Annotated in this window: 15 protein-coding genes; 6 read left to right on the forward strand and 9 right to left on the reverse strand. The window is 75.1% G+C overall.

Annotated features, from left to right (window positions below; genetic code table 11):
* The first annotated feature begins 102 nt into the window (after positions 1–102).
* On the forward strand, positions 103–1,665 hold the full coding sequence (gene lnt / locus BM048_RS04015; protein ID WP_090031007.1) for an apolipoprotein N-acyltransferase: 1,563 nt from the start codon (positions 103–105) through the stop codon (positions 1,663–1,665).
* Positions 1,666–1,770: 105 nt separating this feature from the next.
* Here the strand turns inward: lnt and BM048_RS04020 are convergent, their stop codons facing one another.
* The 4 genes from BM048_RS04020 to BM048_RS04035 form a co-directional block, all read right to left on the reverse strand.
* Positions 1,771–2,115, reverse strand: a complete 345-nt coding sequence (locus BM048_RS04020) for an RNA polymerase-binding protein RbpA (protein WP_090030927.1) — start codon at positions 2,113–2,115, stop codon at positions 1,771–1,773.
* A gap of 198 nt (positions 2,116–2,313) precedes the next feature.
* A complete protein-coding gene (locus tag BM048_RS04025; protein WP_090030928.1) occupies positions 2,314–2,799 on the reverse strand; it encodes a heme-degrading domain-containing protein in 486 nt (161 codons plus the stop codon).
* 146 nt (positions 2,800–2,945) lie between these two features.
* Positions 2,946–4,097, reverse strand: a complete 1,152-nt coding sequence (locus BM048_RS04030) for a glutathione-independent formaldehyde dehydrogenase (protein WP_090030929.1) — start codon at positions 4,095–4,097, stop codon at positions 2,946–2,948.
* Positions 4,098–4,208: 111 nt separating this feature from the next.
* Complete coding sequence (locus tag BM048_RS04035; RefSeq protein ID WP_090030930.1) at positions 4,209–4,817, reverse strand: PH domain-containing protein; 609 nt, start codon at positions 4,815–4,817, stop codon at positions 4,209–4,211.
* Here BM048_RS04035 and BM048_RS19115 point away from each other — a divergent pair.
* The 3 genes from BM048_RS19115 to BM048_RS04050 all read left to right on the forward strand — a co-directional run bounded on the left by BM048_RS19115 (position 4,743) and on the right by BM048_RS04050 (position 6,564).
* Entirely contained in the window at positions 4,743–5,162 is a 420-nt protein-coding gene (locus tag BM048_RS19115; RefSeq protein ID WP_425319168.1) for a GNAT family N-acetyltransferase, read from the forward strand. The two genes, BM048_RS04035 and BM048_RS19115, sit on opposite strands and share 75 nt — an antisense overlap.
* 129 nt (positions 5,163–5,291) lie before the next feature.
* Positions 5,292–5,882 carry a GAF domain-containing protein gene (locus BM048_RS18595; protein WP_090030931.1) on the forward strand — a complete coding sequence of 197 codons (591 nt, stop codon included), beginning with the start codon at positions 5,292–5,294 and terminating at the stop codon, positions 5,880–5,882.
* 145 nt (positions 5,883–6,027) lie between these two features.
* Positions 6,028–6,564, forward strand: coding sequence for a septum formation family protein (locus tag BM048_RS04050; protein ID WP_090030932.1), 537 nt, complete (start codon positions 6,028–6,030; stop codon positions 6,562–6,564).
* 46 nt (positions 6,565–6,610) lie between these two features.
* Here BM048_RS04050 and BM048_RS04055 read toward each other — a convergent pair whose 3' ends face one another.
* Positions 6,611–7,492 carry a phosphotransferase gene (locus BM048_RS04055; RefSeq protein WP_239078826.1) on the reverse strand — a complete coding sequence of 294 codons (882 nt, stop codon included), beginning with the start codon at positions 7,490–7,492 and terminating at the stop codon, positions 6,611–6,613.
* Between the two features lie 150 nt (positions 7,493–7,642).
* Between BM048_RS04055 and BM048_RS04060 the strand changes: the two genes are divergently transcribed.
* The gene (locus BM048_RS04060) at positions 7,643–10,915 is read left to right on the forward strand and encodes an efflux RND transporter permease subunit (RefSeq protein ID WP_090030934.1); all 3,273 of its coding nucleotides are present in this window, start codon (positions 7,643–7,645) and stop codon (positions 10,913–10,915) included.
* 38 nt (positions 10,916–10,953) lie between these two features.
* Here BM048_RS04060 and BM048_RS04065 read toward each other — a convergent pair whose 3' ends face one another.
* From BM048_RS04065 to BM048_RS04080, 4 genes are all read right to left on the reverse strand, one after another.
* The gene (locus BM048_RS04065) at positions 10,954–11,634 is read right to left on the reverse strand and encodes a hypothetical protein (RefSeq protein WP_090030935.1); all 681 of its coding nucleotides are present in this window, start codon (positions 11,632–11,634) and stop codon (positions 10,954–10,956) included.
* Positions 11,631–12,113, reverse strand: a complete 483-nt coding sequence (locus BM048_RS04070) for a hypothetical protein (protein ID WP_090030936.1) — start codon at positions 12,111–12,113, stop codon at positions 11,631–11,633. Before BM048_RS04070 ends, BM048_RS04065 begins: the two co-directional genes overlap by 4 nt.
* A complete protein-coding gene (locus tag BM048_RS04075) occupies positions 12,110–14,611 on the reverse strand; it encodes a molybdopterin oxidoreductase family protein (protein ID WP_090030937.1) in 2,502 nt (833 codons plus the stop codon). Before BM048_RS04075 ends, BM048_RS04070 begins: the two co-directional genes overlap by 4 nt.
* A 167-nt stretch (positions 14,612–14,778) precedes the next feature.
* Positions 14,779–14,982, reverse strand: coding sequence for a hypothetical protein (locus BM048_RS04080; RefSeq protein ID WP_090030938.1), 204 nt, complete (start codon positions 14,980–14,982; stop codon positions 14,779–14,781).
* Between the two features lie 335 nt (positions 14,983–15,317).
* Between BM048_RS04080 and BM048_RS04085 the strand changes: the two genes are divergently transcribed.
* Positions 15,318–15,786: hypothetical protein (locus BM048_RS04085; RefSeq protein ID WP_139224285.1), on the forward strand; the 469-nt coding region annotated here is incomplete at its 3' end.

The following is a 15,786-nucleotide window of genomic DNA, read 5'->3' on the forward strand; positions in this document are numbered from 1 at the left end:
TCCGACCGGCACCCGCCGACTCCGGCCGGCACCCGCCGACTCCGGCCAGCACCCGCCGACTCCGGTCAGGGACCGCCCATCTCGGTGACGTACCCTCTGCCGGTGCCCGCGCCGACCCCTTCCCGCCGGGTCACGGTCCTGCTGGCCCTCGTCGGGGGCGCCCTGACGCGGCTCGCGTTCCCCGACCCCGGCTGGTGGGGGCTGGCGCCCGTCGGCGTGGCGCTGCTGTGGTGGGCGCTGCGCCGTGACTCCGCGCGGTGGAACTGCCTCGTCGGGCTCCTGTGGGGCCTCACCTTCTTCCTGCCGCTCATCACCTGGGCCGACGACGCGGTCGGCCCCGTGCCCTGGGTCGCGCTCTCGGTGGCCGAGGCGGCGTTCGTCGGGCTGCTGGGTGCCGCGTGGGGCTGGGCCCGGCGCGGCGAGGCCGTGTGGCGCTCGGGCGGGCTCCAGGTGGTGGTGTTCGCGCTCCTGTGGGTCGCCGTGGAGGAGCTCCGGTCGGCGTGGCCCTTCGGCGGGTTCCCGTGGGGGAGGCTCGCGTTCTCGCAGGCGTCGTCGCCGCTCGTCGCCTACGCCTCCTGGGCGGGCACGCCGCTCGTCTCCGGGGTGGTCGCCGCCGGGGGCGTGCTCCTGGGGCTCGTGGCGCTGCGGCTGCGGCGGGGGCAGCTGCTCCGGGCGCCCGTGGGGCTCGCGGCGGCGGCGGCGCTGCTCGCGGTCGGGTGGCAGATCCCGCTCGACGCCCGGGCGCAGGACGGCGAGCTGCGCGTCGGCGCCGTGCAGGGCGACGTCCCCGGTACGGGGCTCGAGGCCTTCGGACGCGCTCGGCAGGTGCTCGACAACCACCTGGCCGGGACGCGAGAGCTGGCGGAGCACGCCGGCCGGGGCGCGCTCGACGTCGTCCTGTGGCCGGAGAACGGCTCGGACATCGACCCCCAGGTGGACCTCCAGGCCGCGGCCGGCATCGACGCGGCCGCCCGAGCCCTCGGCGCGCCGATCCTCGTCGGCGCGGTCGAGTACCCCGAGTCCGGCGGACGCTACAACGTCTCCCTCTTGTGGCAGCCTGGACAAGGCGTGACGGACCGCTACGCCAAGCAGCACCCCGCGCCGTTCGCGGAGTACATCCCGTTCCGCGAGCTCGTCCGCCCGTTCTCGTCGGCGGTCGACCTCGTCGTCAACGACATGCTGCCGGGCACGACGACCGGGGTCGTCGCCTTCGACTCACCTCGCCTGGGCCGGACCGTGCAGATGGCCGACGCCATCTGCTTCGAGGTGGCCTACGACGCCCTCGTGCGCGACGGCGTGCGAGCGGGCGGCGAGATCATCGTCGTCCCGACGAACAACGCGTCCTTCGGCTTCTCGGACGAGGCGGTGCAGCAGCTCGCCATGTCCCAGCTGCGTGCGGTGGAGCACGGCCGCGCGACCGTGCAGATCTCGACCGTAGGCGTCAGCGCCGTCATCCTGCCCGACGGCGTGATCACCCACCGCACCGGTCTGTTCACCACCGAGCAGCTCGTCGCGGACCTGCCGCTGCGCCAGTCGCTGACGTGGGCCACACGGCTGGGCCCCTGGCCGGCGTGGGTGGTCGACGCCCTGGCGGTGCTGACGGTGCTCGCCGGCGCCGCCGGCGCACGTCGGACGCGACGCGCCGACCGCGTCGACGGCCTCTGAGCGGACGCGGACGGGACCGGCACGCGGACACCTGGGAACGACGACGGGCGCCGGACCGGGAGGTCCGACGCCCGTGGCGGGGGAGCGGTGCTGCCGAGGGCCTCGTCAGGCCGAGCGGCGCAGCTTGCCCGACCGGAGCAGGTCGAGGCGCTCGTCGAGCAGCTCCTGCAGCTCACCGATGGTGCGGCGCTCGAGGAGCATGTCCCAGTGCGTGCGCGGCGGCTTGCCGGCCTTCGCCTCGGGCTTCACGCCGTCGCGCAGCAGCGCCTCGGCGCCGCAGCGGCACTCCCACACCACCGGGACGTCGGCCTCGACCGAGAACGGCAGGATGATGGTGTGGCCGTTGGGGCAGTCGTAGAACGCCTGCGCCCGGGGGGCCAGGTCGACCCCCTCGTCGCTCTCCATGCTGTTGGATCCGATGCGCATGCCGCGCAGCGAGCGATTCGCCATGGGGGACCTCCGTACCTCGACGCGTCTGTAAACGACTGTTCCAGATGACCCAACGGACGGCGACCGGACGGTGTTCCGGTGGCCCGTGAAGGTCGTGTGAAGCGCACAGGTGTGCCCGTGCGCGCAGAGCTGCTGTGACCGCCGGGGGTGCGGGCCGCGGTCCCGGCCCTCGTCACGCCTGCGCCCGACGCCGTCCCGTCAGGCTCCGGCGAGGTGCTCCCGCAGCGCGGCGACGACGAACGCGTGGTCCTCGGCCTGGGGGAGCCCGGAGACGGTCACGACGCCGACGATGCCTGCGCCCTCGACGTGCACGGGGAACGCCCCGCCGTGCGCCGCGTATTCCGCGGTCGCCAGCCCCTGCTGCTCCAGCGAGCCGCCGGACCGGGCCAGCCGCCGCCCGACGAGGTACGACGAGGCGCCGAAGCGCAGCACCGTGCGGACCTTGCGCTCCACCCACCGGTCGTTGTCGGGGACGGTGCCCGGACGCGCGGCGTGGAACTCCTGCTGCTCGCCGCGCCGGATGTCGATCGTCAGGGGCAGGTCCTGCTCCCGCGCCCGCTCGACGAGGAGCGACCCGAGCCGCCACGCGTCGTCGTGCGTGAAGGAGGTGAACCGCAGCTCCCGCTCCTGCGCCTCGACCTCCGCGATGGTGCGCGCGAGGTCGGCGTCGTCCGGGGTCGGCACCCGGGCATCCTGCCACGGACGGTGCCCGTGCCGCACCGCCGGCCCGCACCGTGGGGCCGCCGTCCGGGTGACCCGGCGGCGGCCCCGGGCGGCAGTCCCGGGCGATCGTGGGGACGGTCGTCGGGGGGCGGCAGGGACGGCGTGCGTCAGGAGGCGAGGGCCTCGGGGCGCAGCAGCACCTTCGTCCAGCCGTCCTCGCGCCGGTCGAAGCGGGCGTACCCCTCCGCGGCGTCGTCGAGGGGCAGCTCGTGGGACACGATGAAGCCGGGCGTCGCGCGGCCGGCGACGATGAGGTCGCGCAGCTGGCGGTTGTAGCGCATGACGGGCGCCTGGCCGGTGCCCATGCTCTGGCCCTTGGTGAAGAAGGTGCCGTAGTCGAAGCCGATGCGGCCCTGCTGGGCGGCCTCGGTCCGCGCGCCCGGGTCCTGCGGCATGTAGACCCCGACGACGCCGATGCCGCCGGTCGCGCGGACGACCGAGACGAGGTTGTCCAGGACGAGCTCGGGGTGCTCCTCGCCCGACGGGTCGTGCGCCTGGTACCCGACCGCCTCGACGCCGCGGTCGGTGCCGCGGCCCCGCGTGGCGTCCATGATCTGCTCGACGGGGTCGCCGGCCGAGAAGTCGACACCGATCGCGCCGATGCTCTCGGCCAGCCGCAGGCGGTCGGCCTGCTGGTCGACGACGAACACGCGTGCCGCGCCCTTGATCAGCGCGGAGTGCGCTGCCATGAGGCCGACGGGTCCGGCACCGAAGACGGCCACGTCGTCGCCCGGCACCACGCCCGCGAGCTCCGTGCCGTGCCAGCCGGTCGGGAAGATGTCGGACAGCATCGTGAAGTCGTTCTCGTGCTCGGTGCCCTCGGGCAGCGTCAGCAGGTTGACGTCCCCGAACGGGACGCGCAGGTACTCGGCCTGGCCGCCGTCGTACGGGCCCATGTTCGCGTAGCCGTAGGCGGCGCCGACCATGCCCTCGATCGGGTTGGTCCGCAGGCAGAAGGACGTCCAGCCGTGCAGGCAGTTGCGGCACGTGCCGCACGCGATGTTGAACGGCACGCTGACGCGGTCCCCGACCTTCACGCGCGAGACGGCGGGGCCGACCTCCACGACGACGCCCATGTTCTCGTGGCCGAGGACCTTGCCCTCCTCCACGGAGGTCCGCCCCTCGTACATGTGCAGGTCCGACCCGCAGATGTTCGTCGTCGTGATCTTCACGAGGACGTCCGTGGGGTCCTGGACGGTGGCGTCGGGGACGTCGGTGACCTCGACGTCGTTCGGTCCGCGGTAGACGACGGCTCGCATGGGTTCTCCTGGGGTGCTCAGGGCGAAGGGGGCACCCGCAGGGCACCCGGGTCGCGGCGTGTCGGTGCCTCCACTGTCACCCCGTCGGGCGACGGCCGCATCCCGGGCCGTTCACCCGTGCGAGGGATGGGGCTCCTGCTCGGGGCGCCGGCCGCCGGCGCCCGCCGAGCTCGTCCCGCCCGCCGGGCCCGTCCTGCCCGCCGCACGCGCCCGGTCGTCGAGCACCCGCTCGACGAGGAGCGCGTGCAGGTCCGGCACCGCGAGCCCGAGGGGCGGCAGCACGAGCGGCCTGGCGTCCCGGCGCTCGACGACCAGCCGCGTGCCGGCGGCCCGTCCGCCGGGTGCGTCGCCGTGCACGGCCGTGACGTCGCCCCACGGGCAGCGCCTCGTCCGCAGGGGGCCACGCAGCGCGAGGCCCTCGTCGTCCAGCACGAGGCGGCGACCCGGGCGCTGCCCCAGCGCCGCGACGGCCTGCAGCGCGGCCTGCACGAGGAGCCCGGCCTGCAGCACGCGCACGGCCCCGGGCACCGGCAACGCGAACAGCACGAGCGCGTACCCGCCCACGACCACGGCCGCGGTCCACCGGAACCAGCCCTCGACCTGACAGGTCTGACCGACCCCTCGGTGACCCTCTTCGCCGGGCGCGTGGGCGACGAGGTCGTCTGCGTCGGCGCCCTGCGCACCCTCGACGCCGACCACGTCGAGCTGAAGTCGATGCATACCGCCGCGGAGGCTCGCGGGCAGGGGTACGGCCGGGGCATGCTGACGCACCTGCTCGACGAGGCGGCGCGCCGCGGGGCACGGAGTTACGCCGATAATGTGCATTATGTCACCTGCTCGGTGGCTGGCCGTATAGCCGTGACGCCTTGGCACTTCCCCGGCGCCGGTGTCCGGCGGCTACCTGCAGGGTGTAGCAGGCAGCCGGCTCCTACGCGAGCGACTGACGGCGGAGCGGTCGACGCAGGCCGTGCGGGGGTGGAGTTCAGCAGATGTACGCAGACAACCGCACCCGCTTCGCGCCCGTCGAGGACGGCGCGACCTTCAGAGGGGACCCTGCGGCAGTGACGAACCCTCAGACGGTGACGGGACGACCACCGCTCACCCGGTAGGCGTACGGGTGGGCGCGCCTGCTCCGGATGGGCGGACCCGCCGTCGGACGGTCAAGACGTAGGACGAAAGGCCGTTGTGGCAGGGGTGAGCACCACCACCGCACCGCCGACCACCACATCGACCACCGCGCCGACGACCACGCCGGCCACCACGCCGACCCGGTCACCCGCGCCCTCGCGCCCCGACGACGAGGCGCGGCTCGCCGGCCTGGTACGGCTGGCCGCCCTCGTCGCCTGCGTGCCGACCGCGGTCGTCAACCTCTTCGTCGGCGAGTGGCAGTGCCCGGCGTTCGCGGCCGGGTTCACCCCGAGCGACACCGCGCTCGCGGAGTCGATGTGCTGGACGGCCACCGGGGAGGACGCGGGCCGCACGCTGCACCACGTGCCCGACGCCTCCCTCGACCCCCGGTTCGCGCGCAACCCCTGGGTGGACGGGCGCCGGGCCTCCGTGCGCTTCTACGCCTCGGTGCCGCTGCGCAGCGGCAACGGCCGGCTCGTCGGGACGCTCTGCGTGTTCGACGAGACGCCGGGCCACCTGGCGCCGCAGCAGCGCGCGGCGCTGCTCGACCTCGCGCTGAGCATCGGAGCGCTCGTCGAGCACCGGGAGTACGCGGCGCAGTGGGAGCGCCTCGGCGAGGAGGCGGACGCGGAGCGGGTCCTGGTGCCCCGCGGGTGAGGCGCATGCGGACCTCGGGCCGGACGGATGGGTCCGATCCGGCGGACGGGTGACATCCGGGCGATCCAGGCACCGGCGCGTCGGGCGGCGGCTAGCGTCCCGCCGTCGGCGACCGCCGGCCGTCCCTGCGCCGAGAGGTCCCGCCGTGCCCAGCTCCCTCGTCCGTCCGGTCGTGAGCCGCGCCCTGGTGGCGGGCACCGCCCTGACCGCCGTGACCCTGCTGGCCGGGTGCTCCGCGGTGCAGTCCCTCGTCGGCGGGGTGGAGCCGGAGCGCGACGAGGAGACCGGCGAGGTCATGGCGGCGGTCGAGGCGAACGCCTTCGCCCTGCGGGTGGGCGACTGCATCGACGCGGACGAGGAGTTCACCGAGGAGGTCCAGGACGTCGCCTCGGTGCCGACGGTGCCCTGCGACCAGGCGCACGACAGCGAGATCTACGCCGCCACCGAGATGACGGACGAGACGTACCCGGGTGACGAGACGGTCGCCAGCGCCGCCGACGAGTTCTGCTACGGCGAGTTCGAGTCCTTCGTCGGGCTGCCGTACGAGGACTCGGTCCTGTACTTCTCGGCGATGTACCCGAGCCCGGAGAGCTGGGAGCTCGGGGACGACCGGGAGATCCTGTGCGTCGTCGTCGACGAGGCCGGCGGTCGCACCGCCACCATGGCGGACGCCGGCGTCTGACCGGCCCCGGCGGCGCGGTGCCGCCACCGCTCGGGACCGGCTTTCCCTACACGCCGGCGAACAGCTCGTCGAGGACGTGCCGGGCGAGCTCGGCCTGCCCGGGCGGCGTGTTCGTCAGCATGACGAGCGCCTTCCACAGCGCCCAGCCGCGTCCCCGCGCCCACGTGCCCTCGTCGAGCGCCAGCCCCTCGCGGTACGCCCGGCGCGCCGCGCCCTGCAGCCGGGTCCAGACGAGCACCGTGTCGCACGCCGGGTCCCCGACGCCGGAGCAGCCGAAGTCGACCACCGCCGCCAGCCGCCCGTCCCGCACGAGCAGGTTGTGGAACGACACGTCGCCGTGGAACCAGCGGGGCCGGACCGTGGACGGCGCGGCGAGCGCGTCGCGCCACAGACCGGCCGCCCGGTCCCGCTCGCGTCCCTCGAGGCGGCCGAGGATGTCGCCCACCTCGTCGTCCCAGTGCGCCAGCGGGCCCCCGCGCCACGCGCTGTGCTCCCCGGGCGGGGGCGCGCCGTCCGTCGGTGCCTCCCCCAGGGCGACGAGGAGCGCGGCCAGCTCCGTGGCCAGCGCGACGGGGTCGTCGGGCGGCGCGGCCACGGCCTGCTCCCCCGGCAGCCAGCCGTAGACGGACCACGGCGCCCCGAACAGCGCGGACGGGCGTCCGACCCCGCGCACGGCCGGCACCGGCAGCGGCAGCAGCGGCCCCAGGACCGGCAGCCACGCCTGCTCCTTGGTCACCTGCGGCACGTACCCGGGCGCGCTCGGCAGCCGGACGCTCAGGTGCTCCCCCAGCCGGAAGGTGCGGTGGTCGTTGCCGCCGGGCACGACGGGTCGCACCGGCAGCGACGCCCACGCCGGGAACTGCTCGCGGAGCAGCGCCCCGACCAGGGCGGCATCGATGCGCCGTGCGTCCACGGTGTCGCTCGTCACCGTCCCGACGCTACAGCCGGCCGCGCGACGCCTCTGCGGCCGTCGCGCCTGAGAGCCGGTCACCGGCGGCCCCGGGGCGCCCCGCCTGCGCGTTAGACTCAGCAGCGCGCGGCCGGTGCCGTCCCGGCCGGCACAGCAGACGGAGGACCCGTGCAGCTCCTGGCCCGCCTCTCCCTCGGCCGTCGCGCCCTGACCGCGCTGGTGACGGTCGCGATCGCCGTCCTCGGGGTGGTGAGCCTGGGGTCGCTCAAGCAGGAGCTCATCCCGTCGGTGACGCTGCCCGCCGCGGCCGTCGTCGCCACGTACCCCGGCTCGTCGCCCGACGTCGTCGAGGACCAGGTCACGGCGGTGCTCGAGGGGGCGGCGCGCGGCATCAGCGGCGTGGAGCAGGTGACGTCCACGTCGTCGACGAACCTGTCGGTGACGACCGTCACCTTCGTCTACGGCACCGACATCGGCGCCGCCCGCCAGGAGCTGCAGACCGGCATCGACAACGTCAGCGGGTTCCTGCCCGAGGACGTCGAGGCGCAGGTGCTCACCGGCAGCATCGACGACCTGCCGGTGGTGCAGCTCGCCGCCGCGGGGGCCGGCGGCGGGCCGGCGCTCACCGACGCCGTGGACACGGTGCTGGTCCCGGAGCTCGAGCAGCTGCCCGGCGTGCGGACGGTCGCGGTGACGGGCCAGGCCGAGCGGCAGGTCGTCCTCGACGTCGACCTCGCCGCGGTCGTCGCCGCCGGGCTCACGCCGGACGCGGTGACGGGCGTGCTCGAGCAGAACGGCCTGCGCCTGCCCGCCGGCGCCCTCACCGAGGGCGACCAGACGCTGTCCGTGCAGGCGGGCTCGGTCGTCACCAGCCTCGACGAGCTGCGTGCGCTCCCCCTGCTCCCGGGGGCGGGCGGCGGCGCGGGTGGCGACGCGCCGGTGCCGCTGGGCGACGTCGCGACCGTCGTCGACGAGGAGGCCGCCGCCACCTCCATCGCCCGGCTCGACGGCGACCCCTCGCTCGGGGTGGCGATCACGAAGACCCCGGACGCCAACACCGTCGAGGTGTCCGACGCCGTCGCGGACGTGCTCGCCGACCTCGAGGAGGGGCTGGCCGCGCAGGACGTGCGCGTGGCCGTCGTCTTCGACCAGGCGCCGTTCATCACCGAGTCCATCGAGGGGCTGGCCACCGAGGGCCTGCTCGGGCTGGTGTTCGCGGTCGTCGTGATCCTGCTGTTCCTGGCCTCGCTGCGCTCGACGCTGGTGTCCGCGGTGTCGATCCCGCTGTCGCTGCTGGTGGCGTTCACGATCATGAACGTCACGGGGTACACGCTGAACCTGCTGACGCTGGCGGCACTGACGATCGCGATCGGCCGGGTCGTCGACGACGCCATCGTCGTCATCGAGAACATCAAGCGGCACCTGTCCTACGGCGAGGCGCGGCTGCCGGCGATCCTCACCGCCGTGCGCGAGGTGGGCGGCGCGATCACCGCCTCGACGCTGGCGACGGTCGCGGTGTTCCTGCCGATCGCGCTCGTCGGCGGGCTGGTCGGCGAGCTGTTCCGGCCCTTCGCCGTGACGGTGGCCATCGCCATGGGCGCCTCGCTCCTCGTCGCCCTCACCATCGTGCCGGTCCTGGCCTTCTGGTTCGTCCGGGCTCCCGAGAGCGTCGACCCCGAGGAGGCCGCGCGCGTCCGCGCGCAGGCCGAGGCCGCCGAGCGCCGCGGCGTCTGGCAGCGCGGCTACCTGCCCCTGCTCGCCGCGGCGCTGCGCCGGCCCGTCGTCACGCTGCTCGTGTCGGTGGGGGTCCTCGGCGGGACGGTCGCGCTCGTGCCGCTGCTCGAGACGAACCTGCTCGGCGACTCCGGGCAGGACACGCTCACGGTGACGCAGTCCTTCGAGCCCGGCACGTCGCTGGCCGCGCAGGACGCGGCCGCGCAGGAGGTGGAGGCGGCGCTGGCCGGCACGGAGGGCGTGACGACGATCCAGACGTCGATCGGCACCGACCCCACCACCGCCGCGTTCACCGGGGGCGGCGGCACGCAGGCCACGTTCGCCCTCACGCTCGACGAGGACGCCGACGGCGTGGCGGTGCAGGGCGCCGTCAGGGACGCCGTGGCCGACCTCGTCGAGGCGCCGGCGACGGCGATCGACGTGAGCGGCGGCGCCGCCGCGTTCGGGAGCTCGACCGTCGACCTCGTCGTGACCGCCGACGACCTCGAGGTGCTCACCGACGTCGCCGCCCAGGTCGAGGACGCCGTCGCCGGCACGGAGGGCGCCGCCGAGATCACGAACAACCTCAGCCAGGCGCAGCAGGTGCTGCAGGTGCAGGTCGACCGCGATGCGGCCGCCGCGCTCGGCCTGACGGAGACGGCGGTCGCCGGGACCGTGGCCGGCGTCATGTCGCCGCAGCAGGTCGGCACCGTCGACCTCGGCGAGGGCCCGGTCCCGGTGCTGGCGGCGCTGGGCACGGCCCCGGCCACCGCCGACGAGCTCGCTGCGCTGCCGGTGGGCAGCGGCCCCGGCGGCACGCCGGTGCTGCTCGGCCAGGTCGCGCAGGTCGCGGCCGTCGACACACCGGCGAGCATCACGCGCGTCGACGGCCGGCGCAGCGCCACCGTGGCGGTCACGCCCGCCGGCGACGACGTCGGGTCCCTGACCTCCGCCCTGACCGCCGCGGTCGAGGACCTGGATCTGCCGGCCGGTGCCGACGTCACGGTGGGCGGCGTCGCGGCCGACCAGTCCGACGCGTTCTCCGACCTCGGCCTCGCGCTGGTCCTGGCCGTGGCGATCGTCTACATCGTCATGGTGGCGACCTTCAACAGCCTGGCGCAGCCGCTCATCCTGCTCGTGTCGGTGCCGTTCGCCGCGACGGGCGCCCTCGTCGCGCTGCTCGTGACGGGGACGCCGCTGGGGGTTCCCGCGCTCATCGGGCTGCTCATGCTCGTCGGCGTCGTCGTGTCCAACGCGATCGTCCTCATCGACCTCGTCAACCAGTACCGCGACCGCGGCCGCCCGCTCGACGAGGCCGTCACCGAGGGCGCGCGCAAGCGCCTGCGGCCCATCGTCATGACGGCGGCGGCGACGATCTTCGCGCTGCTGCCGATGGCGCTGGGCATCACGGGCGGCGGCGCGTTCATCTCCCGGCCGCTGGCGCTCGTCGTCATCGGCGGGCTCGTCAGCTCCACGCTGCTGACGCTCGTCGTCGTGCCGGTGCTCTACACGCTGCAGCAGCGCGGGATCGAGCGTCGGGCGGAGCGACGGCGCGCCCGTCGCGCCGCCCGCGGGGACGACGGCGGCGCGGGAGACGGCTCCGCGGGGACCGAGGGCAGCGCCGACGCCGCGGGTGCGCCCGGGCCCGACGAGGACGCCGACCGCCGAGCACGCCGGGGACGGCACGCCGCACCGGGCAGCACGGAGGGCGCGCCGGCGCCGGCCTGACCGCCGCCTCCCAGAGCTGCCCCCTCGGAACTGACCCCTCAGAGCTGCCGGCGCACTCCGGCCTCGTGCGCGAGCGACCCCAGCTCCTCGTCGAGGGAGCCGGTCATGACGTCCGCGCCGGCGCCCCGCCGCAGCACGGGCAGCACGGTCCGGTGGTGGGCGTCCTCGAGCTCGAAGGCCACGGCCGCGTAGAGCGCGACGACGGCCAGCACGAGCCCGACGACGCCGGCCGCGGTCAGCCACCCGGGGTCGCCGGTGAGCTGCGCGACGCCCGTCACCGCGAACCGCACCGCCGCCAGGCCCATGACGGCCGCGGCGACGAGCTTCGTCGTCGCCGCCGCCACCGGCACGAGCATCGCGGCCGCCGCCGCGAGCAGCAGCACGCCCAGCCCCGGGCTCGTCGCCCCGGGCGGGGAGGTGAGCGTCGCCAGCGCCACCGCGCCCCAGGTGCCGGCGAGCACGCCCATGCCCGTCCCGGCGACCGGGTCGCGCGCGAGGAACCCCAGGACGCAGGCGACGAACTGCGTCGGCACGGTCGCCGCGAGGACGCCCAGCGCCACCGCGCGGCCCTGGTCCGCCGGGACCCAGCCGAGCTGCAGGGCGGCGAAGCCCGTCGTCGCCACGAGGAGACCGAGGAACCCGAGCGGGAGCGGCGTGCCCAGCGGGCGGACGACGACGCGGGCGGCGGGGGCTGGGCCAGGGCCGACGGGGCCGGTCACGAGACCAGGACCTGGGTCGCGGACTCCTTGAGCTTGGCGTTGGCCCACCGCGCCTGGCGCAGGTTCTCCGGGTGGCAGTGCTGAGTGAGGTCGAGCAGGTCGTGGTGGCGGATGCCCTGGGCGGCCTGCGCGAGCAGCTCCCAGTCGACGGAGACGCCCTGCGCCATGGTGTAGACCGTCCGCAGGTCGCGCAGGAGCGCCATGCCGGGCGGCGCGCTCCGGTCGAGCGCGTCGCTGACCCGCTCCCGCACGCGCTTGGCGGTGCCGCTCTCCCCCACCGCGTCCGGGTCGAGGTCCTCGCCGTAGCGGCCGGCGATCTCCGCGATGCGACGTACGTGGTCCGCAGACCACCCCGCCAGGTCGCGGGCCAGGTGGTACACCTCGTGGTCGACGGCGTGCCGCTCGGAGAGGTGGAGCAGCTCGTCGGCCAGCTCCGTCTCGTCGCGGTGCAGCTCGCGCAGCGCCAGACCGATCCTCATCGCGCACCTCCGTCGGACGGCAGGTCGTCGGTGGGCAGATCGTCGGACGGCAGCAGCTCGTCGGACATCGATGCCTCACCCCCGCGGGTGGGCGGGACGGACGCCGCGCCCGGGCCGACCGGGGCCGAACCCGTCGTCGTCGGCGCGGGCGAGGGCGTGCCGTCCGAGGCGGCCAGCCGCCGCAGGCGGGCGGCCGCGGTCTTGAACACCGGCTGCTTGGAGCACGGGTCCCAGTCGGTCAGCGTGAGCTCGTTGGCGGCGCGGGAGTGGCCGTCGGGCGCGTGCCCACCCGGCATGTCCCAGTAGCCGTAGTGGAAGGGCAGGAACAGGACGCCGGGGCGGATCCCGCTGATGCGCACCCGGCCCTCGACGCGCCCGCGCGGCGTCGTCACCTCCGCCAGGTCGCCCTCGGCGAGCCCGTGGGTCCCGGCGTCGTGCTGCGAGACCTCCACCCACACGTCGGGTGCCGCGTCGTGGAGCTGCCGCGCCCGGCCCGTCCGGGTGCGCGTGTGGAAGTGGTAGAGCGTGCGCCCGGTGACGAGCTGCAGCGGGAACCTCTCGCTCGGCAGCTCGTGGGGCGGGACGTAGCGCGCGGCCTTGAGCACCGCCCTGCCCTGCGGGTTCATCGCGCGGTACTCGGTCTCCTCCAGGGGCGCACCGGTGATGAGGTCGCGGCCGTAGCTCTCCGCGACGTCGGGCGCGGCGAAGAAGCGCCCGCCCTCGTACAGGCGCTCGGTGCCCTCCGGGTGCTCCTCGTCGCACGGCCACTGGATGCCGCTGCCGCCGCGGAGCTTGTCGTAGGTGAGCGCCGTGTAGTCGCAGGGGCGGCCGCGGCTGCACTCCTTCCACACCGCGAAGGCCGACTCCGGGTCGTGCCAGTGCACCAGCGGGCCGCCGTCCTTGTCGCGGAACCCCATGCGGCGGGCGAAGTCGAGGAAGATGTCGAGGTCGGGACGGGCCTGCCCCGGTGGCTCCACGGCCTTCTCGGACAGGTGCACCGTGCGGTCGACGTTCGTGAAGGTCCCCGTCTTCTCGCCCGTCGTCGCCGCCGGCAGCACGAGGTCCGCGACCTGCGCCGTCTCGGACAGGAAGATGTCCTGCACGACGAGGAACACGCGCTCCTGCGTGAGCACCGACCGGATGCGGTTCAGCTCCGGCAGGGACACCAGCGGGTTGGTGCCCTGCACCCAGAGCATGCGCATCGAGCCGTCCTCGAGGTAGCGCATCATCTGCATCGCGTGCGTCGGCGGGGACCAGTGCGGGATGGCGTCCGGCTCGACGTTCCACACGCGCGCGAGGTCGGCCACGTGCGCGGCGTTCGACCAGTTCCGGAAGCCGGCCAGGTCCCCGTCGGCGCCGCACTCCCGGGTGTTCTCGGCGCTGGGCTGGCCGTTCATCTGCAGCAGCCCGCGCCCGGGCGCCCCGAGCATGCCCCGCACGAGGTGCAGGTTGTTGACCTGGACGGCCGAGGCCGTGCCCTGGTGCGACTGGTAGAAGCCCTGCAGCACGGTCGACAGCAGCCGGTCGGCCGTCCCGACGAGCCGCGCCGCCGCCCGCAGGTCCTCCTCGGGCACGTCGCAGATGCGCGCGACCACCTCCGGCGTGTACTCGCGCACCTGGCGCTCGAGCTCGGAGAACCCGACGGTGTGCGCGGCGACGTAGTCCTCGTCGACCCAGCCGTGCGCGATCACCTCGTGCAGCAGCCCGTTCATCAGCGCGACGTTCGTGCCCGGGCGCGGGGCCAGGTGGACCGTCGCTGCGCGCGCCACCGGCGTGAGGCGCGGGTCGACGCACAGGACCTGGGGCGGACGGGGGCCGGCGAGCCGGTCGAGGATCCGCGTCCACAGGACCGTCTGCGTCTCCGCCATGTTGTGCCCGAACAGGGCGATGACGTCGGCGTGGTCGACGTCCGTGTAGGACCCGGGCTGGCCGTCGCAGCCGAAGGACTCCTTGAGCGCGGCCGCCGCCGTCGCGGTGCACAGACGCGTGTTGCCGTCGACGTGGTTGGTGCCGATGCCGGCGTGGGCCATGACGCCGAGCGTGTAGTACTCCTCGAGGAAGAGCTGGCCCGTGGTGTAGAAGCCGACCGCGCTGGCGCCGCGCTCGGCCAGCAGCTCCTGCATGCGCCCGACGAGGAGCTCCATCGCCTCGTCCCACGTCGTCTCCACGAGCCGGCCGTCACGGCCGACGAGGGGCTGCGTCAGCCGGTCGGAGGACCCGACGGACTGCCAGCCGAAGAGGTCCTTGGGCCCGAGCCGGCCGTGGTTGACGCGGTCCTGCGCGCGCCCCCGGACGCCGACGAGCCGCCCGTCCTTGACGGCCAGGTCGAGGCCGTCGCCGTTGCTGTGCAGGGTCGACGCGCTCTGCACCCAGCGGTCGACGTCCGCCTCGGTCAGCCCCTCCTCGAGGTGCTGGTCGACCCGGACGGGCCACCGCTCCCCCGGCCCGTACGGCGTCCGCGTCCCCCACGGCTCGGCGATGCGGTCGGTCCTGGCCATGCGGCTCCCCTCGGCGGCGTCGGCCCTCCGCGCCCGCATGGCGACAGGTGCCAGACAAGACCCGGAAGGTGAGGGCTGCAAGCGGAGGAGAGAGGCCCGTCGGACCGCGAGCCGAGGCGGAGCGCCCTGTCGCGTCGTCGGCCGGAGCGCCGTCGGCCGGAGCGACGTCAGCCGGACCGTCGTCGGCGGACGGACCGCACCGCCAGCACGACCCCAGTCAGGGCCACCAGCAGCCCCAGCCCGCCGAGCCCCGGCGAGTCGTCGGCCTGCCCGGCCACGAGCGCGGCGGCGCCGACGAGCGCGGCGAGCACGGCACCGACGACCGGTCCGACGAGGGAGCGGCCGCGAGGCTCTGCCGAGGGGCGGGTCATGGGGCCATCCTGCGTCATCCGCCCTCCCTCCGGCTGAGTCGACGTCACCGGCGCCGTGCCGCCTCAGAAGCACACGGGGGGCGGTCGGATCCGGATGGGACGCGCCGCAGGGGGTGGACGACCGGCGCCCCATCGAGCACGGTGCTGTGCCCACTTGCGTGCTGCCCTCCCGCCCGAAGCCGCGTGTCAGTGGTCGGTGGTGGGATGGGCCCATGGCCGACCGGGGTACGTCCGCGCAGGTGGGACGCTCGCAGCGAGCGGGCTCGTCGCACGGTGCGTCGAGGCCAGGGGCGCCGACGCCCGTTGCACCGACAGCGGCGGCACCACCAGCAGAGGTGCTGTCGTTCGCCGAGCGTCTCGTCGCCGCTGACGCCTCGCGGTCGGAAGGCCAGCCGTGGTGGACCTCGCCGCTGCATCCCGCGGTCCTGGAGCTGCCGGCCGGTCGGGCGTGGCCGGCGTTGCCCGACGAGGCACCCGGCGCCCGGGAGGTGTCCGTGCAGGACGTGCTCTCCCTCCTGCCCGGCCGCGCCCACACCATGGGCACGGGCGGGTCCCGGGCCGTCCTGGGGCCGGAGGTCCCGGCCGCGCTGCTGCAGCTGGGTGTGCCCGTAGAGGTGGTCAAGCGTGTGCCTGGTGCGCGGGCGCGCCTGGAGGCGCAGGCCGAGTCGGTGCTGACCGCGCTGGAGAACGTCGAGCGGATGTGGCGCTCGGTGTCCGCCGCCCGGGCCGAGCTGATCGCGCAGGCCTTCGCCTGGCAGATGCTGCAGGGCCGCCTGGTCGAGGGGTCCCTGGCCGACGACGGCA

Source organism: Cellulomonas marina (genome assembly GCF_900111925.1).
In the GTDB taxonomy this organism is placed as follows: domain Bacteria; phylum Actinomycetota; class Actinomycetes; order Actinomycetales; family Cellulomonadaceae; genus Cellulomonas; species Cellulomonas marina.

Excerpts from the sequence above, each read along its gene's own strand:
- BM048_RS04035 (WP_090030930.1), bottom strand. The coding sequence starts at position 4,817 with ATGCATCGACTTCAGCTCGACGTGGTCGGCGTCGAGGGTGCGCAGGGC.
- BM048_RS04080 (WP_090030938.1), bottom strand. The coding sequence starts at position 14,982 with ATGACCCGCCCCTCGGCAGAGCCTCGCGGCCGCTCCCTCGTCGGACCG.
- BM048_RS04020 (WP_090030927.1), bottom strand. The coding sequence starts at position 2,115 with ATGGCGAATCGCTCGCTGCGCGGCATGCGCATCGGATCCAACAGCATG.
- BM048_RS04075 (WP_090030937.1), bottom strand. The coding sequence starts at position 14,611 with ATGGCCAGGACCGACCGCATCGCCGAGCCGTGGGGGACGCGGACGCCG.
- BM048_RS04070 (WP_090030936.1), bottom strand. The coding sequence starts at position 12,113 with ATGAGGATCGGTCTGGCGCTGCGCGAGCTGCACCGCGACGAGACGGAG.
- BM048_RS04030 (WP_090030929.1), bottom strand. The coding sequence starts at position 4,097 with ATGCGAGCCGTCGTCTACCGCGGACCGAACGACGTCGAGGTCACCGAC.